The sequence below is a fragment of the Lebetimonas sp. JS085 genome (assembly GCF_000523295.1).
Classification (GTDB): domain Bacteria; phylum Campylobacterota; class Campylobacteria; order Campylobacterales; family Nautiliaceae; genus Lebetimonas.
The window spans coordinates 1,237,327-1,261,481 of sequence record NZ_ATHR01000001.1; the positions used below are offsets into that span (position 1 = coordinate 1,237,327).

24 protein-coding genes are annotated in these 24,155 nt (G+C 32.3%); 14 read left to right on the forward strand and 10 right to left on the reverse strand.

What is annotated here, in order from left to right; all coding sequences use genetic code 11:
- Positions 1-8: 8 nt before the first annotated feature.
- Genes DZ68_RS0106965 through DZ68_RS0106985 form a run of 5 tightly spaced genes read right to left on the reverse strand, consistent with a single transcriptional unit; the run spans position 9 to position 3,358 of the window.
- The gene (locus tag DZ68_RS0106965) at positions 9-254 is read right to left on the reverse strand and encodes a hypothetical protein (protein ID WP_024787902.1); all 246 of its coding nucleotides are present in this window, start codon (positions 252-254) and stop codon (positions 9-11) included.
- A gap of 46 nt (positions 255-300) precedes the next feature.
- A complete protein-coding gene (locus DZ68_RS0106970; RefSeq protein ID WP_024787903.1) occupies positions 301-543 on the reverse strand; it encodes a hypothetical protein in 243 nt (80 codons plus the stop codon).
- The gene (leuB, locus tag DZ68_RS0106975) at positions 521-1,585 is read right to left on the reverse strand and encodes a 3-isopropylmalate dehydrogenase (protein WP_024787904.1); all 1,065 of its coding nucleotides are present in this window, start codon (positions 1,583-1,585) and stop codon (positions 521-523) included. Before leuB ends, DZ68_RS0106970 begins: the two co-directional genes overlap by 23 nt.
- Positions 1,572-2,078, reverse strand: a complete 507-nt coding sequence (locus DZ68_RS0106980) for a 3-isopropylmalate dehydratase small subunit (RefSeq protein ID WP_024787905.1) — start codon at positions 2,076-2,078, stop codon at positions 1,572-1,574. Before DZ68_RS0106980 ends, leuB begins: the two co-directional genes overlap by 14 nt.
- A 38-nt stretch (positions 2,079-2,116) precedes the next feature.
- On the reverse strand, positions 2,117-3,358 hold the full coding sequence (locus tag DZ68_RS0106985; RefSeq protein ID WP_024787906.1) for an MgtC/SapB family protein: 1,242 nt from the start codon (positions 3,356-3,358) through the stop codon (positions 2,117-2,119).
- Positions 3,359-3,420: 62 nt separating this feature from the next.
- Between DZ68_RS0106985 and mobB the strand changes: the two genes are divergently transcribed.
- The 7 genes from mobB (at position 3,421) to DZ68_RS0107020 (ending at position 9,592) form a co-directional block, all read left to right on the forward strand.
- Positions 3,421-3,906, forward strand: a complete 486-nt coding sequence (mobB, locus tag DZ68_RS0106990; RefSeq protein ID WP_024787907.1) for a molybdopterin-guanine dinucleotide biosynthesis protein B — start codon at positions 3,421-3,423, stop codon at positions 3,904-3,906.
- 58 nt (positions 3,907-3,964) lie between these two features.
- On the forward strand, positions 3,965-4,813 hold the full coding sequence (locus DZ68_RS0106995; RefSeq protein ID WP_024787908.1) for a class 1 fructose-bisphosphatase: 849 nt from the start codon (positions 3,965-3,967) through the stop codon (positions 4,811-4,813).
- Entirely contained in the window at positions 4,810-6,711 is a 1,902-nt protein-coding gene (gene metG, locus DZ68_RS0107000; RefSeq protein ID WP_024787909.1) for a methionine--tRNA ligase, read from the forward strand. The genes DZ68_RS0106995 and metG overlap by 4 nt, the downstream gene beginning before the upstream one ends.
- Positions 6,712-6,751: 40 nt before the next feature.
- Positions 6,752-7,633, forward strand: coding sequence for a hypothetical protein (locus DZ68_RS0107005; protein WP_024790043.1), 882 nt, complete (start codon positions 6,752-6,754; stop codon positions 7,631-7,633).
- Positions 7,626-8,186, forward strand: a complete 561-nt coding sequence (locus DZ68_RS0107010) for an NUDIX hydrolase (RefSeq protein ID WP_024790931.1) — start codon at positions 7,626-7,628, stop codon at positions 8,184-8,186. The genes DZ68_RS0107005 and DZ68_RS0107010 overlap by 8 nt, the downstream gene beginning before the upstream one ends.
- A gap of 181 nt (positions 8,187-8,367) precedes the next feature.
- Positions 8,368-9,213, forward strand: coding sequence for a DnaJ family protein (locus DZ68_RS11305; protein WP_024787912.1), 846 nt, complete (start codon positions 8,368-8,370; stop codon positions 9,211-9,213).
- 13 nt (positions 9,214-9,226) lie between these two features.
- A complete protein-coding gene (locus DZ68_RS0107020; protein ID WP_024787913.1) occupies positions 9,227-9,592 on the forward strand; it encodes a heat shock protein transcriptional repressor HspR in 366 nt (121 codons plus the stop codon).
- Here the strand turns inward: DZ68_RS0107020 and DZ68_RS0107025 are convergent.
- A complete protein-coding gene (locus DZ68_RS0107025; RefSeq protein ID WP_162147228.1) occupies positions 9,589-12,333 on the reverse strand; it encodes an AsmA-like C-terminal domain-containing protein in 2,745 nt (914 codons plus the stop codon). The two genes, DZ68_RS0107020 and DZ68_RS0107025, sit on opposite strands and share 4 nt — an antisense overlap.
- 55 nt (positions 12,334-12,388) lie before the next feature.
- Here DZ68_RS0107025 and mltG point away from each other — a divergent pair, with 55 nt between their 5' ends.
- The 7 genes from mltG (at position 12,389) to sucD (ending at position 20,178) form a co-directional block, all read left to right on the forward strand.
- On the forward strand, positions 12,389-13,312 hold the full coding sequence (mltG, locus tag DZ68_RS0107030; protein ID WP_051428199.1) for an endolytic transglycosylase MltG: 924 nt from the start codon (positions 12,389-12,391) through the stop codon (positions 13,310-13,312).
- A gap of 167 nt (positions 13,313-13,479) precedes the next feature.
- The gene (locus DZ68_RS0107035) at positions 13,480-15,696 is read left to right on the forward strand and encodes an NADP-dependent isocitrate dehydrogenase (RefSeq protein ID WP_024787917.1); all 2,217 of its coding nucleotides are present in this window, start codon (positions 13,480-13,482) and stop codon (positions 15,694-15,696) included.
- Positions 15,697-15,726: 30 nt separating this feature from the next.
- A complete protein-coding gene (locus DZ68_RS0107040) occupies positions 15,727-16,677 on the forward strand; it encodes a malate dehydrogenase (protein ID WP_024787918.1) in 951 nt (316 codons plus the stop codon).
- On the forward strand, positions 16,674-17,534 hold the full coding sequence (locus tag DZ68_RS0107045) for a fumarate hydratase (RefSeq protein WP_024787919.1): 861 nt from the start codon (positions 16,674-16,676) through the stop codon (positions 17,532-17,534). Before DZ68_RS0107040 ends, DZ68_RS0107045 begins: the two co-directional genes overlap by 4 nt.
- 10 nt (positions 17,535-17,544) lie before the next feature.
- Positions 17,545-18,099 (forward strand): Fe-S-containing hydro-lyase, encoded by a 555-nt coding sequence (locus DZ68_RS0107050; RefSeq protein WP_024787920.1) that lies wholly within the window; start codon positions 17,545-17,547, stop codon positions 18,097-18,099.
- Between the two features lie 31 nt (positions 18,100-18,130).
- Entirely contained in the window at positions 18,131-19,303 is a 1,173-nt protein-coding gene (sucC, locus tag DZ68_RS0107055) for an ADP-forming succinate--CoA ligase subunit beta (protein ID WP_024787921.1), read from the forward strand.
- Positions 19,303-20,178, forward strand: a complete 876-nt coding sequence (gene sucD, locus DZ68_RS0107060) for a succinate--CoA ligase subunit alpha (protein ID WP_024790933.1) — start codon at positions 19,303-19,305, stop codon at positions 20,176-20,178. The genes sucC and sucD overlap by 1 nt, the downstream gene beginning before the upstream one ends.
- 86 nt (positions 20,179-20,264) lie before the next feature.
- On the opposite strand, the gene DZ68_RS0107065 is transcribed toward sucD, so the two are convergent.
- From DZ68_RS0107065 to DZ68_RS0107080, 4 genes are read right to left on the reverse strand one after another with little or no spacing between them, the layout of a single operon-like run.
- The gene (locus DZ68_RS0107065; RefSeq protein ID WP_024790934.1) at positions 20,265-20,780 is read right to left on the reverse strand and encodes an NADH-quinone oxidoreductase subunit B family protein; all 516 of its coding nucleotides are present in this window, start codon (positions 20,778-20,780) and stop codon (positions 20,265-20,267) included.
- A 48-nt stretch (positions 20,781-20,828) separates the two neighbouring features.
- Positions 20,829-22,196 (reverse strand): NADH-quinone oxidoreductase subunit C, encoded by a 1,368-nt coding sequence (locus DZ68_RS0107070; protein WP_024787924.1) that lies wholly within the window; start codon positions 22,194-22,196, stop codon positions 20,829-20,831.
- Complete coding sequence (locus DZ68_RS0107075) at positions 22,193-23,566, reverse strand: proton-conducting transporter membrane subunit (protein ID WP_024787925.1); 1,374 nt, start codon at positions 23,564-23,566, stop codon at positions 22,193-22,195. The genes DZ68_RS0107070 and DZ68_RS0107075 overlap by 4 nt, the downstream gene beginning before the upstream one ends.
- Positions 23,567-24,154, reverse strand: a complete 588-nt coding sequence (locus tag DZ68_RS0107080) for a hydrogenase (protein WP_024787926.1) — start codon at positions 24,152-24,154, stop codon at positions 23,567-23,569.
- Position 24,155: the final 1 nt, after the last annotated feature.

Genomic DNA, 24,155 nt, shown 5'->3' on the forward strand with positions numbered 1-24,155 from the left:
TATTTTCACTATTTCAGTTTTTCATCGATTTTTACCAATAAATATTCCAGAAAATTTAATGTTACATCAAGTTTGACATCAAGATTTTGGGTGTTTGGAGATTGAAGCCCTTCAAATAGAATAAGCAGTCTTTCTTTAATATGTGAAAGAAATTTTTTATCTTCGCAACTGTTTTTATTTGCATTATCTTCCACAACTATTGAATTTTCTTCAAGTTCCTGCAATGTTTCAAGTATTGTTTCTTTTATATCCATTTTTTTTACCTTGTTTAATCCAACATTCAAGATTTAACATTTAAAATTAAAATATAAGCCATTTTTCAAATTCGAATCTGTTTTTTTGATTTATTTCGTTAAATTCTTTTAATTTCAAAATATTTACACCTTTAAATTTTTTTCTTTTTTTCAGTCTTTTAATGGCTTCTATTATTTCCTGGTCTTTTTTTTCTAAGCTTTCATAAATCTCCAGGGCTTCTTTTTTAAAACCCTGTGATTCAAGTATTTTTGCATATGTTTTTGTTTTAATCTTTAACGTATTCGGCAATTAAATCCCCCATTTTTGATGTATTTACCACTTCTTTTGCGTCAAATTCGGCTAAATCCGGTGTTCTGTAACCTAAGGCCAATACTTTTTTTATTGCTTTTTTAATTCTTCCGGCGGCATTTAATTCGTTTAAATATTCCATCATCATAGCGGCACTTAAAATTGTAGCAATAGGATTTGCTATCCCTTTTCCCGCAATATCAGGGGCACTTCCGTGTATAGGTTCGAAAAGTCCGACTTTTCCTCCAATGCTTGCACTTGGAAGAAGTCCGATGCTTCCTATAATCATACTTGATTCATCGCTTAAAATATCTCCGAAAATATTTCCTGTTAAGATTATATCAAACTGTTTAGGGTTTCTTACAATCTGCATTGCCGCATTGTCCACATACATATGGTTTAAACTGACTTCAGGATATTCTTTTGCAATTTCTTCAACAATTTCTCTCCAAAATTCGCTTACTTCGAGGACGTTTGCTTTATCGATAGAGGTTACCCTTTTGTTTCTTTTCATTGCTTCTTTAAATGCAACGTGTGCTATTCTTTCAACCTCTCCTCTTGTATAAATCATTGTATTATAGGCTTTTTCATTATCTTTATATCTCGGCTGGCCAAAATAAATTCCGCCGGTAAGTTCCCTTACAACTACAAAATCGACACCTTTGACAATTTCACTTTTCAGGGTTGAAGCGTTTATCAGTTCGTCAAAAATCATGGCAGGGCGTATATTGGCAAAAAGTCCCAGTTCTTTTCTGAGTCTTAGCAGTCCGCTTTCCGGTCTTTTTTCTTTAGGAAGATTTTCCCATTTATATCCTCCGATAGAACCGAATAAAACGGCGTCGCTTTCAAGGCTTCCTTTTATTGTTTCTTCAGGGCAGGGGGTTCCGGTGGCGTCATACGCACTTCCACCGAGCAGATATTCTTTATAATTAAATTTTATATTTTCCGCTTCACCGAGCGCATTTAATACTTTTATGGCTTCATCCACTATTTCAGGGCCGATTCCGTCGCCTTTGATAACTGCAATATTATATGTTTTCATTATTTTCCTTTATTTCCCTTGCATAATTGATAAGTCCCCCCGCGGCAATTAAATTTTGCATAAAATCTGGAATTGGTGTAAATTTATAAACCTTACCTGTATCAATGTCGCTTATTATTCCCTTATCCATTTCTATTTTGATTAAATCGCCTTCGTTTATTTCATCACTTTCAAGCAGTTCAAAAATAGGAAGCCCCATATTAAAACTGTTTCTATAAAATATTCTTGCAAAACTTTTGGCTATCACTGCCGCAATTCCTGCCGCTTTTAATGCTATTGGGGCGTGTTCCCTGCTGCTTCCGCTTCCGAAATTCCATCCTGCCACAATTATATCGCCCGGTCTTACTTTAGCCGGAAATTCAGGATCGGCGTCTTCCATTACATGTTTGGCAAGTTCATGAGGGTCTGACGTATTGAGATATCTTGCCGGAATAATCAAATCTGTATCTATATTGTCTCCGAATTTCCATACTCTTCCAGTTATTACATTCATAAAAATCCCTTTTTTTCAAAATTTTACCAAATCTGAGTTTAAATTGCTATTAAATATCCTATCCCAAGTCCTGCAAAAGATAATAAAAAAAAGAAAAAAAGCTCCTTTGTTAATTTTCTTGCTATAAAAACGGCAATAAAAAATTTTACTATAGAATTTGTGATACTTGCGATAATAATACCGTTTAGAGCACTGATGGAAGAAATTTTATTATGGGCAAGAGAACTTAACGAAAGAGTTATTGCATCTACATCGGTAATTCCGGAAAAAAACGATAAAATATAAATTCCTATATTTCCGTATTTATTACTGACCAGTTCCGCGGCTGCGTAAATAACCGCAAAAATAATTGCAAATTTAATAGCTTCGTCAATTTCAAGAGGATTTTTTGATTTCAGCTGCATTGTCAGTTTTTCAGAAATTGATTTTTTATATAAATAATATGAATAAAAAAGTCCGAAAAGCGTGGCAAGAAGATAGGGAATTAAGATTTTTTTTGATATATCCTGATTTACAATTAATGTCTCAATATAAACCCTTGCAAACATTATAGCGTTTGCTATTGAAATACCTGCCGCATAAAGGTAATGGTTTTTTTTATTTTCTCTAAACATTCTGCTAAGTGCGAAAGTAACAGCGGTTGAGCTGAAAAGGCCTCCCGCCGTTGCAGTAATTAAAATTCCTTTGTTTCCTAAAATTTTAAGGGAAATGTAGCCTAAAAATGATAAAGCAGATATTAATACGGCCATAAGCCAGGTTTTATACGGATTGAATAAATTATAAGGGTCTATTGTTTTATTTGGCAATATGGGAAGTATTAAAAATGTCATAACCAAAAGTAAAACCGCCGCATTGATATCATTTACGGAAATTTTTGCTTCTAATTCTTCCAATTTTGGTTTTAAAGACAAAACAACAATTATTATAACACCTATAAAAATGGCGTATTCCGCTTTTCCAGCATAAACCAGAATTCCCAGAAAATAAGAAATAATGGCGGCAAAATGTGTGGTTGAACCCTGTTTTTTATAATGAATAACTTTTAATAAATAAGCACTTACAGTAAGGCTTCCTATAATAATTAAACTGATATATAAAAAATAAGGATATCTGTCATTTAACCATGCGCTTATAAATCCTGCAAGGGAAATAAGGGCAAAAGTTCTGCTTCCTGCAAATGAATTTATGTTTTTGGAATTAAATCTGATACTCCTTTCAAGCCCTATGCTGAAACCTATAATAATGGAAATTAATAAAAGTTTTAAAAATTTCAAATCCAAAATTAAGCCTTTTTTATTATTATATTAAAATTTTGCTAAAATTATAAAAAAAAAGGCATGTTTTGAGAAAAGCGGTTGCATTTACAGGTCCGAGCAATTCGGGAAAAACAACATTGATTGAAAAAATTGCCAAAAGGCTTATCAGTTCATACAAAATAGCGATTATTAAAAACGATCCGGCCGACAAGGCGCAGTTTGACAAAGAGGGTAAAGACAGTTACAGATTTTATTCAACAGGAGCGGAGGTTGTTGTAACATCCCCCACCAGAACCACTTATTTTTCTCACAGGCAAAAATCACTTGATGAAATTATAAATATGATAAACGATTTTGATATTTTGCTTGTTGAAGGGCTTAAATATCTGCCTCTTCCGAGAATTGGGATATTCAGGGGTGATGTTGATGAAAGTTATTTCAGATATATAAAAGCCGTGGCCGTTGATGAGAGTGTGGATAAAAGTAAAATACCCCAAAATATAGAAATACTGAATTTAAATGATACGGATCAGATAATCGAATGGGTATTGAATAATGCAAAAGAAGTGTAAAAATAGTAAGTAGTGAAAGGTGAATGGTGAGTAGTGAAAATATTAAAAAGGAGCGGGTATGACCGAAATAATGGATAGAATAAAAAATATAGCCATTGAAATAAGCAGTGCTATTAAAACACAGGATACCGGTAAAGCGGACACATGTAATATAAGCGGGGATGTTCAGGCAAAACTTGATGTAATAAGCGATGAAATTGTTGAAAAACATTTAGGCTGTGTTTCAAGTGTGGCACAGATAATAAGCGAAGAAAAAGAAGATGCCCTTACGTTAAATGAAAACGGTAAATATTTTGTTGCTTATGACCCGCTTGACGGGAGCAGTTTAATAGATGTCAATTTAAGTGTCGGAAGTATTTTCGGAATTTATAAAGGGGATTATGCAGGGGAAAATATTGTTGCTGCCGCATATGTTGTATACGGTCCGAGATTGGAGCTTGTTGTAGCCAGGGATACGGTGGAACTTTTCAGATTTAATGAAGAAAAAAAAGAATTTGAATATATAAAAGAATTAAGACTTTCTGAAAAGGGAAAAATATTGGGGCCCGGGGGCACTCAAAAATGCTGGTACCCGTATCATAAAAAAATGATTGATAATTTTTTTAAAGAAGGTTACAGACTCAGATATTCCGGAGGAATGGTGCCGGATTTACATCAGATTTTATTAAAAGGTGGAGGTCTTTTTGCTTATCCTGCCGCAACCGATAAACCGAAAGGCAAACTCAGAAAGCTTTTTGAAGTGTTTCCTTTTGCATATGTGTTTGAACGTGCGGGAGGCCTTGCAATAGACGGGGAAAATAATATTTTAACTCTGGGATATGAGCATTATCATGACACTACTTCCTGCTTTCTCGGAAGTAATTATGAAATAGAAAAAGTTTTAAATACTTATAAAGGAAAAAAATGAGCGACTGCAGTACATATTATTTAACAACGCCTATTTATTATGTAAACGATGTTCCGCATATAGGGCATGCGTATACGACTATAATCGCTGATTCCATTGCAAGATATGCAAGACTTAAGGGAATTGATACCTTTTTTTTAACGGGTACTGACGAGCATGGCCAAAAAATTGAGGAAGCCGCCAGAAAAAGAGGCAAGAGCCCAAAAGAATATGCAGATGAAATAAGTGCAAAATTTAAAAAGTTGTGGGATGAATTTGAAATAAGCTATGATAAATTTATTCGTACCACAGACCCCGGGCATATTAAAGGTGTTCAAAAAGCTTTTTTAACAATGTATGAAAACGGGGATATTTATAAAGATTATTATGAAGGGCATTATTGTGTGGGGTGTGAAAGTTTTGTGGCCCCTAGCCAGCTTGTTAATGATGAATTGTGCCCGGATTGCGGCAGGCCTACAAGAATTATAAAAGAAGAAAGTTATTTTTTCAGACTCTCTAAGTATCAGGATAAAATTCTAAACTGGCTGAAAACAAAAAAACCTATTTTGCCTGAAGCAAAAGCGAATGAAATTATAAGATTTGTCGAAGACGGTTTAAAAGACCTCTCCATTACAAGAACTTCCTTTGAATGGGGAATTAAACTTCCAAAAGAGATTAATGACCCAAAACATGTTGTTTATGTATGGCTTGATGCATTGTTTAATTACTTAACGGCACTTGGATACGGCAGCGGGGATGAAAGTTTGATGAAAAAATACTGGCCTGCAAAGCTTCATATAGTGGGAAAAGATATACTTAAATTTCATGCTGTTTACTGGCCGGCGTTTCTGATGAGTATAGGATACTCCCTTCCGAAAGTAATAGCTGCTCACGGATGGTGGACAAGAGACGGAGAAAAAATGAGCAAAAGTAAAGGAAATGTAATTAACCCCAAAGAAGTCGCCGATGCATACGGAATTGAAAATTTCAGATATTTTATGCTAAGAGAAGTGCCGTTCGGGGCAGACGGTGATTTTAGTGAAAAAGCGTTAATAGACAGAATCAATAACGACCTCGGAAATGATCTCGGAAATTTGCTAAATAGAATTATAGGAATGGCATATAAATATTTTGACGGGAAAATAACTTCCCAAAATGTCGAAAAATATTTTTCAGGGGAATTAAATGAAGCGAGAAATATACTCAAAGATTTGGAAAAAACATATTTGTGGAAAATGCAGATACATAAATTTTTAGAAGAGTTATGGAAAGTTTTAAGTATCGGAAATAAAGCAATAGATACATACAAACCTTGGGATTTGATGAAAACGGGAGAAAATGAAAAAGCAGGCGCACTTCTTGGGCTTATTGCCAATTTATTGGCGCTTGTGGCGGTAAATCTGCATGCATTTATGCCAAAAACCACTCAAAAAATTGCCTCAACACTCGGATTTGAAATAAATGAAAAAAGTTTTAAAGAAATAATGGACGGGAAATTGATTGGAGATTTTATTATAGAAAAAATTCCTCCACTTTTTCCTAAAATAGAAAAACCTTTAATGAAAAAATCTGAAATTAAGCAAAAACCCCAAAATTTGGTAACAATAGACGAATTTTTTAAAACCGAGCTAAGAATTGGAAAAGTTGTTCAGGCTGAAGAGGTTAAAAAATCCAAAAAACTGCTTAGGCTGGAAGTTGATTTGGGAGAAGGTAAACCTCGTCAGATTATTGCCGGAATTAAAGAATATTACACGCCAGAAGAGCTGATTGATACTTATGTGTGTGTTGTAAGTAATTTAAAACCCGCTAAACTTATGGGAATGATTAGTGAGGGAATGCTTCTCGGGGCTAAAGATGAAAACGGTTTTTCCCTTATCAGACCTGAAAAACCTAAAAAAGTCGGAACGCAGATAAAATAGTGAAAATAGTGAAAACGGTGAGTAGTGAAAGTAAAAATAAATGAAAATAGAAACATTAGTTAATTTAATAAAAGGGGAACTTCTAAACCGTCCCTTTATCAGTGAAGTTACTTCTTTTACAGAAAATCCCAAAGAAGTTTTGAGAGGAAGCTGTTTTTTTTCGAATAATTTTGATGATATAAAAAAAGCTGTTAAAAACGGGGCTTATGCCATAATAAGTGAAAAAGAATTTGAAATAATAGATAAAGAGATAGCCTGGATTTTAGTCTCTTCTATAAAAAAGGCCGTTTTTGACATATTCAAATATGAAAATATAAAAACTAAAATTTATTTTACTGATAAAATTACCGCCCATATTATAAAAAAAATGAATATAGATAAAAAAGTTGTTGTTTTGGAAAATGAAAAATCTTTTTTAACGGCACTTAATAAAAATGAAAGTTTTTTAATAAGTTCTAATCCAGAATTTAAAAAAATTTTTATAAATTCTGAAGAATTAAAACCTGTAAATATTAAGTTAGAACAAATTTCTCTGTTTAAATCCAGATATAATCAGATAGATATAAATCTGCCTTTTGTATATAAAAAAAATTTTGCAAAAGCGCTTATGTTTTTTGAAAATAAAAATTTAAAATATTCCCTTGATTTTGAACTGGAGAGGTTTAAACCCGTTTTTGTAAATAAATTTTTAGAAAAAGTAGAATATGGGCAAAGTGATAAAGTATTGATTTTAGGTATTGAAAATGATGAAAATTTTTTTAATGAACTAAATTACTTAATAGAAAACACTAAATATGCCAAAACTATAATTGTAGGTAAATATAATAAAAAAATTTTAAACGGATATTTTAATTTTGCAATGCTGGTGGATATGGAAATTGAAATGAAAACAAAAGAAAAAGAAAGGAAACTTTTTGATTGAAATAGAAAAAATAGAAAATCTCTGCTCCGGCAGGTTTTTATCTTTGAAAAAAGTTTTCTTTAAATATAAAAACAGAGACAGATTTTGGGAAGTCTGTGTGGGAAATAACAGTGTGGCAATACTTTTGTATCATAAAAGTTTTGACTCTTTTTTAATAGTCAAACAGTTTAGAATGCCGGTTTTTTTAAAAAACGGCGACGGTTGTACCTATGAACTTTGTGCTGGATTAATAGATAAAGAAAAATCCCCTGTAGAAATTGCAAAAGAAGAGATTTTGGAAGAATGCGGATATGATGTAGATATAAAAAATATTAAAAAAATTACAGAATTTTACAGCAGTGTGGGAAGCAGCGGCTCTAAACAGATACTTTATTATGCCGTAATTGACGAAAATATGAAAATAAGTGAGGGCGGCGGAATAGATGATGAAGATATTGAGCCTGTTTTTATAAAAGTAGATGATGCTGAAAAAATAATTTTTAATGATAAATTTACAACAACCCCTGGGCTTAAATTTGCCTTTCTTTGGTGGCTTCAAAATAATGAAAAATGAGCGAAAATAAGCAAAGCGAATTAAGCTCATCTGGCTATCAAAAGTGGCCATGATGAAAAATTATATTAGGTTTTTTAAAAATAATTGATTGACATTGACTCAAATTTATTATAAAATATTATAAAAATAAACTGTTTTTTTAATTTTAAACTTTTAATTTTTCACTTTTAAAGGAGGGGATATGGCAAAAAGTTTATACGAAGTTTTAGGTGTCTCTGAAAGCGCCTCTCAGGATGAAATTAAAAAAGCGTATAGAAAATTGGCGCGAAAATATCATCCTGATATTTGTAAAAAGCCCGAATGTGAAGAAAAATTTAAAGAAATAAATACAGCTTATGAAATTTTGGGTGATGCCCAAAAAAGAAAGCAGTATGACGCAATGGGCGATAATATGTTTAACGGTCAAAACTTCCAGGATTTTTACAGACAGCATAAAGATGTTGATTTGGAAGAAATTCTTTCACAAATTTTCGGAGGAGGTTTTGGTGCAAGTCGAGGTTTTGGAGGCTTCGGCGGTTTTGGATTCGAAGGTTTCGGCGGAGGGTTTGAGCCGGATTTGGATGTTCATGCAAGAATTCAGATTCCTTTTGATTTAGCCATTAAAGGCGGTGTTTATACCATTAATTACAATGGAGAGGCTATAAAAGTAAAAATTCCCTCAGGGCTTAAATCCGGGCAAAAATTAAGAATCAGAGGAAAAGGTAAATCTCATAAGGGTAAAAGAGGGGATTTGATTTTAGAAGTGGAAGTTACCCCAAATCCTAACTGGGAAAGAAAAGGTGACGATTTATATACAAAAGTTGAGGTTCCTTTAAAAACTATGATTTTTGGCGGAAAAGTGGGTGTAGATACATTTAAAGGGCATATTAATGTAAAAGTTCCCGAAAATTCCAAATGCTGTCAAAAATTAAGGGTTAAAGGTTATGGTGTGAATAACGGTAATTTATATATAGAACTTATTCCAAAACTGCCTAAAATTGAAGAACTGGACCCGGAACTTGCTAAAATGATGCAGGAAAAATTATAAAAGGAGGTGTAAAATGCACAGTTATGATGAACCGGTATATTTAATAAGTGTTGTCAGTAAAATGTTAAACATCCATCCGCAGACCCTTAGACAATATGAAAGGGAAGGTTTAATTAAACCTAACAGAACGGAAGGTAAAATGAGACTTTATTCTCAAAGAGACATAGACAGGTTGAAACTGATATTATCATTGGTCAGGGATTTGGGGGTTAATCTGGCCGGTGTTGAAATAGTGCTTCAGTTAAAAGAAGAGATAGAAGCCCTGCAAGAAGAAATGGAAGCATTAAAAAAAGCTCAGGGACAGATTCCGAGAAACAGAAGCGTTGTTATAAAAAAAGATACCTATCAGCTTATTTTGGTTCCCGATAAAGAGATTTAAAATATATTAAACGGCAGGGTTAACACTCTTTTAAACAGATTAAACGGATTAGGAAGAAGTGCTTTTCCTATATCTTTTGTGATTTTAGGATTGTATAAATCTCCTTTTATTATCATTTTAACTTCTATACTGCCGTCTTTGCCAAGTAGCAGATAACTTAACCCTTTTCCTATAACAGGTATTTTTTTAAGTTTTAATTTTAATTTTGCCTTAGTTTTTAAATTGATATAATTTTTATTGAAATCTATATATCCTTTTGAAAAAAAATCTATATTTTCCCCTTCAATATCTGATTTTTTGATATATAAAATTTTATTGAAAAGAAGATATTGGATATTTCCTTTTTTTATTTTATATCCTTTTGAAGAAAAACCGGGATTTGAAAGGGAAAGTATTGAAGGAATTGTGTTTAAAAAAGCCAATACATTGTTTAGTGCCTTTAATTTTGTAATTATTGCATTGTTTATATAAACATTTCCTATATAATAATCATCCGGGGATTTAACCAGCGTAAAATCAAGATTTATTTTTTTAAAAAAGTTAAATTTAGGTAAAAATGCCCCGAATTCCTCTTTTGAAAAATTTTTACCTTCCAATAAAAAATAACCGTTTTTTGTATAGCCTGTTAATTTTGAATTTTTATATGTTGAATTAAGCGAAACGGAATTGTTAATCTCTTTTAATGATGCTTTTTGGGAGAGAAACTTATGTGTTTTATATAAAATATTGGAATTTTTCAAATTAATTATTATATTTTTATTTTCAGTGTTTTTTTGATTAAAATTTTTATAATAAAATTTTTCCAAAGGGAAAAGATTTATATCTATATTTTTTAAGCTTAAAAACAAATCGTTATTATTCATAAAAAACTGTATGAAATTATTATAAAGTATAATTTTATTTTTGTTAAGTTCCAGATTTAACGTGATTTTATTAAAAGCGAATTTTGATAAATTGTTTTCCACGGGAAGGTTGCTGTGTCTGTAAAGAATAGCAAGTTTTGGTTTTATATAGGTTAAAGCTTTAATGTTTTTTGCAAAAGAGATAAATAATATACCGTTGTCAATCATATTTTTAAAAGGGGTGTAATGCAGTAACGGCTTTAAATTATTGATAATAATATTGTCTTTATCCAAATTTATATAAACATGAGAATTTTTTAAAAACAGCTCAAGTGAATTCAAATCCATTGTTGCTTCTTCTTTGAAATTCTTAACATCTAAAATAGGATAAACAACAAAATTGTTTATTACACCTTTTAATGTCAAAATAAGAGGTTCATAACTGATTTTGCCGACACCCGTAAAAAACAGATCAATTCCTCTCGCTATTTCCAAAAATGATTTTTTTATTTTAAAGGAGGTATAATCCGGCGTAACGGTTATATTGGCTTCTTGGGCCTGAAGGGGAAGAGAATCAAGCTTTAAAATAGGATTTTTAGAAATTACATCTATATTGAATGAAATGTTTTTATCAAACTTGACAATCCCTCTTATATTGTTTTCCCCTCCTGTCTGTTTTAGAGGAATAGATATATTTAATTCTTTTTTTAAAACATTGTTTATCTTGTTATTGAAATATTCTTTAGAGCTGAAAAGTGCATATTTTTTATTAAAATCTATTTTCAGATTATTAATTTTTACTCCGTTAAAAACGATTTTTTCGGAAGTGAAAGTTTTATTTGTAATATCGAATTTGTTATTTTCTATTTTAAAGTCAAAATTATCCGCTATACCTGAAATTATTTTGTTTAAAACTGTTTTTTTATCCCCTTTTATGCTTGAAGAAACCGCTTTTATTCTTTTTGAAACAAAATTTGTAGAATTTATATCATAAGAAATTTTATCACTGTTTTTTATAATGTATATTTTATTTAATAAAAAAGAAAAAACGCTGTTTTTAATATCTCCTTTTTGAATATTTATTAAAGCGGAGGTTTTATCAGGAATTTTTATTTGAATATTTTTTAAAGCTATTGATAAGTTTTTATAATCTGCTTTTAAAGCTTTGGATGTTATCTGTGTATAATAATTTAGAAAGTTTGTATTTATTTCGATATTATAGGCATAAATATTTTTTAATGTTTTAAACTTTTTAATATGCAGTTGTTTTATAGAAAACTGAAAATTTTCATTGTTTTGGGATATTGTTGAAGAATTGGTATCTATTGATATATTGTTATATTTTATTTTAGAATTTTTAATATAGGTTGTGGAAAAAATTTTATTTTTATTTAAATTTATACTTATTTTGGAATTTAAATCATTTAAAGAGATAATAAAATTTTTTTGTGTTATTAATAAATTATCGGAATTTAAAACAAGTTTTATTCTGTTTGATATCGGGTAAAGTTTACCTTTAAAATAGATTAATGAATTTTTATAATTAAAAAAACCTTTTATAAAAAAATATTTTAAATAATTTCTTAAACTCAGGTTTATATTTTTTATTTCAATATCGTTATATTTCAGTGAATAAACAACAATTTTTGATTTTGGAAATATGTTTTTTATATATGCTTTTAGGTTTAAATTATTGTATTTTATATTTAAAAAATGATTATTGTAAACAATGTTAAGATAAGGGGCGGAAATTTTCAGTTTTTTTATATATTTTAAAAATTTTACAAATCCGATAATTTTATATAATTTTATTTTTTCATTTTTAGGAATAGATGAAATGTCGATATTACTTTGAAGTCTGTTATGTTCTATTTTTAAAAAAATTTTTTTAATATGCATATTTTGAAAATTAATATTATATAATGTTATACCTTTGAATAAGGATATGAAGAATATGAATAAAAATAAAAAAATTGTAAGAATTGCAGCCTGGATTGAAGTTTTGATAATATTCATTATATTTACCCTTTTTTATCTGGCCCTGCCTTTACATTCCGATAGAGTTGTATATATTCCAAAAGGCAGTGTAAATCATACAATCGATTATTTAGAAAAAAATAATTTTAATACCGGAATAATAGATAAAATTATACTTTATCTTTTGGGTAAACCGCAAGCAGGCTGGATAGATTTAAAAAAAACAAAAATGAGTAAATTAGATTTTTTATATAAATTAACGACATCTAAAGCGGCTCTTGTAAAAATAACAATTATTCCCGGTGAAACAAATTATTTTATATTCAAACAGATAGAAAATAAACTGCATTTAAAAAATTTTTACTGTAATATTGACGAGGGCTTTTTAAAACCTGATACCTATTTTTTACCTATTGGGATGAGTCCTGAAAAGGTTTGTGATTATTTATATAATGTTTCTTTAACTTATCATAAACAGATTTCAGATAAAATTTTCGGAAAATTTGAATACAGCAAATATAAAAAATATTTGATTGTTGCGTCAATAATACAAAAAGAAGCCGCAAATGCAAATGAAATGAAATATATTTCCGCTGTAATATATAACAGGCTTTTTAAACATATGAAACTTCAAATGGACGGAGCATTAAATTACGGAAAATATTCTCATATGAAAGTTACCCCTGAAATGATTAAAAACGACAAATCTTCATTTAATACTTATAAATTTTACGGTCTTCCTAAAGTTGCTGTATGTATTCCTTCAACCGAGGCTGTGATTGCTGCAATTTTTCCTGCAAAAGTCAATTATCTTTATTTTGTAAAATGCGGAAAACACCATCTTTTTGCTACAAATTATAAAGCACATTTAAGGAATATCGGAAAATGCAAAAATAAATGAAAAATTAAAAAATGTAAAATGTAAAATTAACAAAAATTTTTCACTTTTCACTTTTCAGTTTAAACTTTGTTTGTTACTTAATGTTACAATGGTTTTTAAAACTGAATAAAAACTGTTACTTTTCGTATAAACTTGGTTAAAATTTAAAATAAAAAAAAGGAGAATATATGAAACCTACGATTGTATGGACAAAAGTTGACGAGGCCCCGTATCTTGCCACGTTTAGCCTGTTACCTATTGTTGAAGCATTTACCAAAGATGCAGATGTGAATATAAAGCTCAGAGACATATCACTGGCTGGCAGAATAATAGCGGAGTTTTCCGATATTTTACCTGATAACCTAAAGCAGTCTAACGATTTGGCTTATTTGGGAGAGCTTGTAAACAAACCGGAAGCGAATGTAATAAAACTGCCTAATATTTCAGCTTCGGTGGTTCAGCTTAAAAATGCCGTAAAAGAACTTCAATCACAAGGCTATCCTTTGCCTGATTATCCTGAAGAGCCTAAAGATGCCGAAGAAGAAAAAATTAAACTCAAATACGCTAAATGTATAGGGAGTAATGTAAATCCGGTATTAAGACAGGGGAATTCCGACAGAAGACTGGCCGAACCTGTAAAAGAATATGCAAGAAATCATCCTCACAGAATGAGGGATGTGAGTGAAAATTGCAAAAGTTATGTCGCCCATATGGATGATAATGATTTTTATCAAAACGAGCAAAGTTTTGTTTCACCTGAAAATCAAACGGTAAATATAATTTTTGAAGATAAAAAAGGGAATAAAAAATTATTAAAAGAACTTGAGTTAGAAAAAAATGAAATTTTAAGTTCAAGTTTTATAAACAGAAACTCTTTAAAAGATTTTTATGCCAAAACTATGAAAGAGGCAAAAGAAAAAGATATTTTGTTTTCACTTCATTTGAAAGCGACAATGATGAAAGTAAGCGATCCTGTTATGTTCGGGGATGCAATCAGGGTATATTATAAAGAACTTTTTGAAAAATTTGGGGAAGCTCTTGAAGAAATCGGATTTAACCCAAATAACGGATTAAGTGATTTGGAAGCAAAATTAAATAAACTTCCGGCTGATAAACAGGAAAGCATAAAAAAAGAAATAAACGAAATTTATGCAAAAAATCCGGAACTGTATATGGTTGATTCAGATAAGGGTATTACAAATTTACACAAACCAAACGATGTAATTATCGACGCTTCCATTCCGGCGGTTATAAAAAACGGACTTCAGGGATGGGGGCCTGAGGGTGAAACCAAAGATTTGGTTATCACAGTACCTGATAGAACATATGCAAGAATGTATAAAGAGATTGTAAAAGATTTGGTTGAAAAAGGACAGTTTGATCCTACAAAAGTAGGAACTGTGCAAAATGTTGGTCTTATGGCGAAAAAAGCGGAAGAATACGGAAGTCACGATAAAACATTTTATGCGCCTGATGACGGAAAAATTTATATAGAAGATGAAGGCGGCAACAAAGTAATGGAACATAAAGTCCAAAAAGGCGATATCTGGAGAGCATACAGCGCAAAAGACGATGCTGTTAAAGACTGGATAAAATTAGCTGTAAACAGGGCAAAAGAAAGCGGGTATCCTATTGTATTCTGGCTTGATTCCAACAGGGCTCACGAAGCCAATTTAATTAAAAAAGTTATTGAAGAACTACCAAAATATGATTTAAGCGATGTCGAATATTATTTAATGGCGCCTGAAAAAGCTATGAGATATACATTAAGAAGATTCAGGGCGGGGGAAAATACAATTTCAGTAACCGGAAATATTTTAAGAGATTATTTAACAGACCTTTTCCCTATTATAGAAGTCGGTACGAGTGCAAGAACACTTTCTATTGTTCCGCTTCTCGCAGGTGGAGGGCTTTATGAAACAGGTGCAGGGGGCAGTGCTCCTAAACATGTTGACCAGTTTATTAAAGAAGGCCATTTAAGATGGGACAGCCTTGGTGAATTTTTGGCTTTGGCAGAGAGTTTAAAACTTGCCAAAAAACAGGGCGGAAAAGAAGAAATTACAATAATTGCGAGTGCTTTAAACAGGGCTGTGGCAAGATATCTTGACGAAGACAGGACACCGAAAAGAAAAGTCGGAGAGCTTGATAACAAAGGAAGCCATTTTTATTTAGCTAAATTCTGGGCGGAAGAGCTTGCAAATTGCGGTAATAAAGTTTTAGAGGAAAAATTTGCACCTGTTGCGAAAGAATTGGCTAAAAATGAAGAGAAAATTCTTTCAGAAATTGCGGCAAATGAAGGTAATTCTTGTGAAATTGACGGATATTATCATCCAAATGAAGAAAAATTAGCTAATTGCATGAGACCTAGTAATACTTTTAATAAAATTATAGATGCACTCAGATAATCCCTTTTGGGATTTTTTTAAAGGAAAAAAATGACAAATAAAGTCTCAATTGTAGGTGCCGGGAATGTCGGAAGCATAGTCGGATATTCCCTTGCAATGCAAGGGCTTGCTCATGAAGTTATATTGGTTGACAGAGATACGGACAGGGCAAAAGGGAAGGCGCTTGACATGAGTCAGGCTGCAAGCGCTGTGAGAAGCCATTCCATTGTAAGGGCGGCTGAGAGTTATGAAGATGTAAAAGGAAGCAAAGTTGTTGTAATAACTGCCGGATTTCCGAGAAAGCCGGGAATGAGCCGGGAAGATTTACTTTTAAAAAATGCGGAAATTATGAAAGATGTTATCGATAATTTAAAAAGTGTTGCTCCGGATGCTATAATAATAGTTGTGTCCAATCCTCTTGACGCTATGACTTATACAGCCTTGAAAGTCGGTAATTTTAAAAGAAATCAGGTTTTGGGAATGGCCGGAATACTTGACAGTGCCAGAATGGCTTATTTTATTTATGAAAAATTAGGTTACGGTGCAGGACAGATAAGGGCAAGTGTAATAGGCGGACACGGGGATTTTATGGTTCCGCTTCCAAAATATTCCACTGTTGCAGGGGTCCCTCTCAGTGATTTGCTTTCTCAAAAAGAAATTGATGAGGTTGTCGAAAGAACAAAAAAAGCGGGAGCTGAAATAGTGGGATATTTAAAAACAGGAAGTGCTTATTTTGCACCAGGCAAATCAACGGCTATTATGGTTGAGGCAATACTTAAAGATTCCAAACAGATTTTTCCGTGTGCGGTTCTTCTGGAGGGTGAATACAACGTTAACGGTGTTGTTAACGGAGTGCCTGTAATGCTTGGAAGCAACGGAGCAGAAAAAGTAATTGAAGTTACACTAGATCCTTGTGAAAGAGAACTTTTCAGACGTTCAAGCGATACCGTAAAAGAAATGATAAATATATTAGATAAAGATTTTTTTAAGGAGAAAAAATGAGAGTAATAAAGTATGAGACAATAGTCAAATCAATAAGAGATACAATAATATATTCCACAACACATTTAGCACCTGATATGCTGGAAGCCCTAAAAAAAGCTTATGAAGAAGAAAAAAGTGAAGTAAGCAGGGCTGTTCTTGCCCAGATACTTGAAAATGCCGAAATTGCCAAAAATGAAACAAAACCTTTATGTCAGGATACCGGACTTGCCATTTATTTTGTAAAAGTGGGTGAAAATGTAAAGGTTGACGGCGGAACATTAAGAGAAGCTATTTATGAGGGAACTAAAAAAGGTTATGAAGAAGGGTATCTAAGAGCCAGTACATGTGATTGTTTTACAAGGGCAAATTTAAAAGATACAGTAGGTTATAACCTTCCTCCTATTATTTATTTTGACATTGTTCCAGGCGATAAAATCGACATTGAATTTGCCGCAAAAGGCGGAGGAAGCGAAAATGTAAGCCGTGCAACTGTTTTGGCACCTGCTGCCGGAAAAGAAGGAATAAAAGAATTTGTAAAAAAAGTTGTAAGCGATGCAGGTCCTAATCCATGTCCGCCTCTTGTTGTAGGCGTTGGAATAGGCGGAAGTTTTGATATGTCCGCTGTAATGAGTAAACATGCGTTATTTAGAAATATAGGAACTCCAAATCCAGACCCGGAATTAGATCAGCTTGAAAAAGAACTTAAAGTTGAACTTAATAAACTTGGAATCGGTGCTATGGGAATGGGAGGAACTGAAACTGTTCTTGCAGTTCATATAGAAACATATGAAAACAGAATGTGTCATATTGCATCACTTCCTGTGGCTGTAAATATTCAATGTCACTCATCAAGACATGCTCATATAATTATTTAAGGAGAAAAAAATGGCTGAATATAAATTAACTACTCCCCTTACGGATGAAGATGTAAGTAAATTAAAATCAGGCGATTTGGTTTATTTAAGCGGAACTATGTATACAGCAAGAGATGCGGCTCACAAAAAAATTGTTGATTTGATATTAAACGGGGAAGAACCCCCATTTGATGTAAAAGGTGCCGTTATTTATTACGTAGGGCCTACCCCTCCAAAACCGGGTGAACCTATTGGAAGTGCCGGTCCTACTACAAGTTATAGAATGGACCCTTACGCTCCTATTTTAATAGAACATGGTCTAAAGGGGATGATTGGTAAAGGAAAAAGAAATAAAGATGTAATAGATGCGTGTAAAAAATATAAAGCAGTATATTTCGGCGCTACAGGGGGTGCGGCGGCACTTATTGCAAAAGCCATTAAAAAAGCTGAAATTATCGCTTATCCTGAACTTGGACCTGAGGCCGTAAGAAGAATAGAAGTGGAAGATTTTCCTGTGGTTGTTATAAATGATATTTACGGAAATGATTTATATGAAGAAGGAAGAAAACTTTGGGAGCAAAAATAATTAATAAAGTAAATAACTGAAAGGAGAATAAATGAATATTCATGAATATCAGGCAAAAGAAATATTTAAAAAATACGGTGTTCCGACCCCAAGAGGGGGAGTTGCATTCAGCGGGCCTGAAGCCAAAAAAGTAGCTCAGGAACTCGGCGGAAATTTATGGGTTGTAAAAGCTCAGATTCACGCAGGCGGCAGGGGAAAAGCCGGTGGTGTGAAATTGGCAAAAAGTCTTGATGAAGTGGAAAAACTGGCTGAAGAGATGATTGGAATGACACTTGTAACCCATCAGACAGGGCCTGAAGGGAAAGTGGTAAAAAAAGTTTATATTGAAGAAGGTGCTGATATCAAGGCTGAATATTACCTTGGAATGGTACTTGATAGGGCTCTTGAAATGCCGGTTATGATGGCTTCAACAGAGGGCGGTATGGAAATAGAAGAAGTTGCAGCCAAAACACCTGAAAAGATTGTAAAAGTATCAATTGACCCGACAATCGGTTTTCAGGGATTTCATGCAAGAAAATTGGCTTTTGGACTAGGCCTTAATAAAGAAGAGCAAAAAGAATTTATAAAATTTGCAAAAGCTCTTTATAATGTTTATGTGGATAATGATGCCGAAATGATTGAAATTAACCCTCTTATTAAAACAGGGGATAATAAATTTTTAGCACTTGACGCAAAAATGGGATTTGACGATAACGCACTATACAGACATCCTGATATTGCTGAAATGAGAGATTTAGACGAAGAAGAACCGACTGAAATTGAAGCTAAGAAATACGGTCTAAGTTATATTAAACTTGACGGAAATGTCGGATGTATGGTAAACGGTGCAGGACTTGCAATGGCTACAATGGATATTATCAAACACGAAGGCGGGGAGCCTGCGAACTTCCTTGATGTTGGTGGTGGAGCAAATCCTGATACAGTTGCAAAAGGATTTGAAATTATTTTAAGCGATCCTAATGTAAAAAGTATTTTTGTAAATATTTTCGGTGGAATTGTAAGATGTGACAGAATTGCTAACGGAATACTTCAGGCAACTGAAAAGGTAGAAGTAAATGTACCGTTGGTTGTAAGGCTTGATGGAACAAATGCCGCTGAAGCAGCGGAAATTCTTAAAAATGCAAATATCAAAAATATTATTCCGGCAAGTGATTTGAAAGATGGAGCACAAAAAGCGGTTAAAGCAGCGAAAGGAGAGCTATAATGAGTATTTTAGTAAATAAAGATACAAAAGTAATAGTACAAGGTTTTACAGGAAAAGAAGGAACTTTCCATTCAGAACAATGTATGGCATATGGGACTAAAATAGTTGGCGGGGTTACTCCAAATAAAGGCGGTATGACTCATTTAGGAAAACCCGTATTTAATACTGTTGAAGATGCCCTAAAAGCTACAGGCGCTACTGTTAGTATGATTTTTGTTCCGCCTGCATTTGTTGCTGATGCCGTTATGGAAGCGGCTGACGGGGGAATTGAACTTGCTGTTATTATTACTGAAGGTGCTCCTGTAAAGGATATGATGATGGCTAAACATTATGCCCTAAAAAAAGGCATGAAAACAATAGGGCCAAACTGCCCGGGAATTGTGACGGCGGAAGAATGTAAAATAGGAATTATGCCAGCAAGCATTTTCAAAAAGGGAAATGTAGGGCTTATTTCCAAATCAGGTACCCTAACTTATGAAGCAAGTAATCAGGTTGTAAAAGCCGGATTTGGAATTACCACCGCCATCGGTATCGGGGGAGACCCTATTATCGGGCTAAGTTATAAAGAACTTTTACCGATGTTTGAAGAAGACCCTGAAACTGAGGCTATTGTAATGATTGGTGAAATCGGAGGCGATTTGGAAATTCAGGCAGCAAAACTTATTAAAGAAAAAATTACAAAACCTGTAATTGCATTTATTGCCGGACAAACGGCACCAAAAGGTAAAAGAATGGGGCACGCCGGTGCAATTATTAGCGGAAGTAAAGGAACCGCTGCTGAAAAAATGGCGGCACTTAAAGAAGCCGGAGCTTATGTAGTTGAATCTCCTGCAGATATCGGAGCTACCGTAGCCAAGGCTTTAAAAAACAGATAATAACTTTTTCCTTTTCTTTCTTTTTTATTTTATAATTTAGTGTTTGACACTTTTTATCTTATTTGTTGAAAATAAGAAAAAGAAAATTAATTTTTAGATTCTGTTTCTATTTTTTTTAAAAATTCAATCAATCCTTTAATAATATCTTTCGGAGTTGGGGGACATCCTGGGATATGATAATCTACCGGTAAATCAATTCCTTTTATAGCGTATGTTTTTTCAAAAACCCCCAAATCTTTGGCACAATCTCCCAGGGTTATTACCCATTTTGGATTTGGAACCTGATGATAAGCATCCCATACATGATGATACATATTCATGGTCATTACGCCGCTTACAAGTAAAACATCCGCATGTCTCGGGCTTGCAACAAAATGGATTCCAAGTCTTTCAAGGTCGTAATAAGGATTGCTTAAGGCGTTGCATTCGGCTTCGCATGCATTGCAGCTTCCACTATCTACCATTCTTATTGCAAGACTTCCTGCAAAAAGTTTTTTTATTTTATCTTTTAAATTTTTCCTAAGTTCTTCTAATTCTTTGTCAATCTCGATATTTTCTGTGACTATACCTGTTTTGAATCTTTCTTTCCAAAATCTTAACATTCAAATTCTCCTTAATTTTCCATTTTCCATTTTACATTATTCATTTAATTAAAGGTCATTTCCCGCATAACTTAAATCAAAACTTTTATTAATAAGTGGAAAATCTGCAATAATATCTTTATAAATACAAGTATGAAAAGCCTGCCAGTTTATATGAGAAGGGTCTCTTACATAAAATCTGTCTATTAAACCGTCTTTTATATACATATACATAAAAAGCTCGCCTATGCTGCTTTCTGTAAATGAGTAATATTCACCGTCTTTAAAAGATTTAAATTCTATTTTTTTATTTTCATTGTTTATTTTACAGTTTCTTATTATTTCAATTGAATTTTTAATTTCTTTAATTCTAAGTAAAAATCTGTCACTGACTTCACCTTTTTTGCCAAGCTGAATTTCAAATCCATGTGTTTTATACCATTCATTATCTCTTCTGTCTAGTTTAATTCCGCTGCTTCTTGCCCCAACACCTACAACATCGTATTTTACGGCTTTTTCTTTAGTTAAGGTCCCTGTGGTGTCAAATCTGTCCCAAAGGGAAGGAATGTCAATTATCCAGTTTTCAAAGAAGTTCATTTTTTCTTCTAAATAATCTAAAAATTCAAATACAGGTTTAAAATCATAATCCATTTCTTCATTTATTGCACCAAATCCGAATCTGTGATTTGTAACTTTTGCCAAAACTCTTCTTGCATCTTCTGTTAATTGGCTCATAAACGCCAAAGCCGGAGAAAAACCCGCATCGTTTGGAATGAAACCCAAATCGTTTAAATGATTGATTATTCTTTCCATTTCTAATAAAATAGCCGTTTTTCTTTTATAAATTTCGCTTTGTTCAATTTCAGACGCCTGGTGTAAAATATCAAAAAAACAGATTTGATAAGCTATTGATTCATTACCGCTTATTCTTTCAACTATTTTTTTTATTTCAAGAGGTGTTTTGTTTTCACACATTTTTTCAATTGCCCTGTATTTATAAAAATGTCTTACTTCAATGTGCAGCATATCCTCACCTGCCTGTGAAAACTGAAAATGTCCCGGTTCTATAATTCCTGCGTGAATAGGACCGACAGGTACATAAAATACGCCTTCACCTTTTACCTCTTCATATTGATACGGTTTAAATTCACTGAATTCTATATTTTTTTGTGTAAAATCTTTTCTCATAGGATATATATTTTTTGGAAATCTTTCATGCTTAACTAAATATCTTTCATCAAAACTGTCTTCAAAATTTATTCCAAATTCATCTCTTATTTTTCTTTCCATCCATATTGCTGCTGGATATATGTCTGTAATGGTTTTTATAGACGGGTTCTTTTTATCAATCTGTGTTTTTTTTATTTCCCCCTCAAAAATATCAATAATTTCAAATTTTTCTGTATTTTCCCTGGCAAATCTTGCTATCAGTCTCATTTTACAATTCCTTCAAGGTAATTAAATGTGTTTGGTAAAATTAAAACAGATAAAGCGATTATAAACCATATAAGCATTAAATATTCGCTTTTTTTAACATCCCCTTTTTTACCATAGCTGTATACTCCTTCTTGAAATATATTAACAAATTTGTAAAAAATAACACTTAAAAATACTAAAATTAGGAAAATGGTAAATATCATCAATCCGAAATACTCGGAATTTTTTGCTAAATCAATCATTGATTTAAATCCGAAAATTTCGCTGAAAAACATTGGACTGGGAGGCAGGGAAATAATTCCAAGCAGTAATGCGGAAATTAATATTTTACCCATAACAGGAATATTCAAGCTGCCTTTAAATCTGAATTTTCCATTTTGTTCTATTACAGCGCCGCTTAAAAACAGAGCCGGTTTAAAAAATGCATGGGCTGCAAAATGAAGTAAAGCCGCAAAATATCCACCGCTGACCCAAAATATTGATATTAGAGTCATATGTTCTATACCGGAAAGGGAAAACAGTCTTATATAATCTTTGCTTCTGTAAATTAAAAAACTTACTATAAAAAGAGTAAAAAGGGCATAAATGTATGTAAAAGCGATTAAATGAGAATAATTAACCTCCATTGCAATTTTAGAAAATCTGAAAAATCCTAAAATAATGGCACTTTCAAGTATTCCGCTAAAAAGCGCCCCTACCGGGTAAATAGAGTGTCTTTCAATATCCGCAAGCCATAAATTCATAGGAAAAAATCCCATTTTAATAAACATTCCGGTTGCCACAATTGCAAAACCTAATTCAAAAAGAAACGGTTTAAGGCTTTTGGTGTGTGCCTCAAGAATATAAAAGTTCATAGCGTTTTCGCCTAAATTTGCTTTTCCGGATGCATATATCAAAATAATTCCGAATAATATTAAAGCAATAGCGATTGCACCTACAATTAAATATTTCCAGGCCTCATTATGTGCCTCTTTTGAAGGTATGATTTTTATCATATAAACAGTTGAAAGAGTGGCAAACTCAAGTCCTATCCAAAAAAGTCCCATATTGTTTGCTAAAATTGAAATAATTACCCCGAGCCAGAATATTCCGTAAAATCTGTAAAATTTTTTATATTCATCTTCACTGAGGTTTATTCTATCTTTCAGTGAGATAGCTCCGATGCTTATTCCTATGGAAACAATTGATGAAACTAAAATTACAAAAGCGTTTAAATTATCCACAAAAAACAGGGTGTTTGTAAAATGATTATTGAAAATGTAAATAGCCGGGAAAATAATACTTAAAGCTATCAGACTCATAGCAATTCTGTTTATTTTGAAAAAACTTAAAATAAAAATTGCTATCGGCGGTAAAAATATAAATTCCATTTATTCTCCTTGATATTTCAAAAGTAAATTTATAATAATAATAAACATTAATAAATCAACAAAAATACCAAGTTCAACAAGCATTGGCATTCCTTCGGTGGCTGAAACCCCTAAAAGAAACAGGGCGTTTTCAACATTTAAAAATCCTATTATTTTTGCTGCGATATTTTTATGTTCTATAATTAAAAGTGTTGCAATAAAAAGAGATGCTATTGATATTGCTATACAATTTTTATGTATTTCAAAATTATTTATAACAGGTGTAATTAAATAATATGTGAAAACCAAAAGAAGCGGAATAATAATTATTTGATAATAAATAGGGATTTTTGGATAAATTTTTCTGGGAATGGAAAATTTTTGGGTAAGATATTTCATTATTATAGGAATGAAAAGCGATTTAATTAAAATAGTAAGAGTTCCTGTAATCAAAAGGGCTTTATCGTTTATTTCCAAACCTATATTTAATGCAATAAGTCCCAGGAATAAAGAATTTAAACCATACCATAAAAACAGTGTATAAAGCCTTGTAGTAATAGCCTCTATAATTAAAACAGCTATAAAAAAGCCTATTAAAACGTTTGTCATT